At 70.0% G+C, this 1302-nt stretch carries 2 protein-coding genes; both read left to right on the top strand.

Annotation, left to right across the window (positions count from 1 at the left end; all coding sequences use genetic code 11):
- The first annotated feature begins 232 nt into the window (after window positions 1-232).
- Window positions 233-943 (top strand): hypothetical protein, encoded by a 711-nt coding sequence (locus tag H5J30_RS33800; protein WP_181791602.1) that lies wholly within the window; start codon window positions 233-235, stop codon window positions 941-943.
- A gap of 110 nt (window positions 944-1053) precedes the next feature.
- Window positions 1054-1302, top strand: a 249-nt coding sequence (locus H5J30_RS33805) for a UvrD-helicase domain-containing protein (RefSeq protein ID WP_181791604.1), incomplete at its 3' end; no start/stop codon positions are given.

The following is a 1302-nucleotide window of genomic DNA, read 5'->3' on the forward strand; positions in this document are numbered from 1 at the left end:
TGGGTGCCCCGGTTGCTGGCCACCGCCGCCGCCCGGGTACTGGACGAGCGCTTCGGGCCGACGCCCGGCGACCACTGCGCGCAGTGCTCCTTCCGCAACTCGTGCAGCGCACGCCCGGAGGGCCGGCACGTCGTGGAGTGAGACCACACTGTGAGACCCGGTGTGACACCGCGGGCTTCTATGTGGTCGTATGACCAATCGGTCAGGCGTAAGCAACAAGTAAGGATTGACTGTGCGGAAGAGCGTGGTGGCGGCGGCGCTGGTGTCGGCCCTGGGCGTGACGGCCCTGTCGGCGTGCGGCAGCGAGGACAGCGGTCTCGCGGGCAAGTCCGCCGAGGAGATCCAGGACGAGACGGTGGACGCCATGCGCTCCGCCAAGTCGATGACGCTGGACTTCAAGCAGACCGGCACCCAGCAGACGACCATGAAGCTGGCGCTCACCAAGGGCGGTGAGTGCGAGGGCACCATCGGCCTGAACGGCGCCACCGCCGAGGTCCTGCGCGTCGACGGCCAGTCGTACATGAAGCCGGACACGAAGTTCTGGGAGCAGAACGCCGGCAGCCCGGAGCAGGCGCAGCTCATCGCGGCGACCGTGGGCGACCGCTGGGTGGAGACGGGCAGCAGCGGGCAGGACGACTTCGGCGCCTTCTGCGACCTCGACACGGTCCTCAAGGGCCTGGACGAGGACAAGGGCGACAAGAAGGACAACACCGAGAAGGGCGACGAGGGCGAGGTGCAGGGCACCCCGACCATCACGCTCATCACGAAGGACGACGGCGAGACCACGACGGTGCACATCGCCACCGAGGGCGAGCCGTACATCCTCAAGATGGAGATCGAGGGCGGGGACGAGCCCGGCTCGGCCGAGTTCACGGAGTTCAACGAGAAGGTCGACGTCACCGCGCCCACCGACGCCGTCGACCTGAACGAGCTGGGCGGCTGAACTCCCGGATGGCACCGGGCGCTTACGCCCCGTAGCACAGCCCCCGTCCCTTGCGCCCGCCGGCAGCCGCGCGACCCCGGCTGTCGGCGGGCGCCGCTACGCTCGCTGGAATGCCGGCCCGTATCACCCACCCCGACCAGCTCAAGGAGCTCCTCGGGATCCCCTTCACCGCGGAGCAGACGGCGTGCATCACCGCACCGCCCGCCCCGCAGGTCATCGTGGCGGGGGCCGGGTCCGGCAAGACGACGGTGATGGCGGCCCGGGTGGTGTGGCTGGTCGGTACGGGGCAGGTGGCGCCGGAGCAGGTGCTGGGGCTGACGTTCACGAACAAGGCGGCGGCGGAGCTGGCGGAGCGGGTG

Source organism: Streptomyces phytophilus (assembly GCF_013870535.1).
GTDB lineage: Bacteria > Actinomycetota > Actinomycetes > Streptomycetales > Streptomycetaceae > Streptomyces > Streptomyces phytophilus.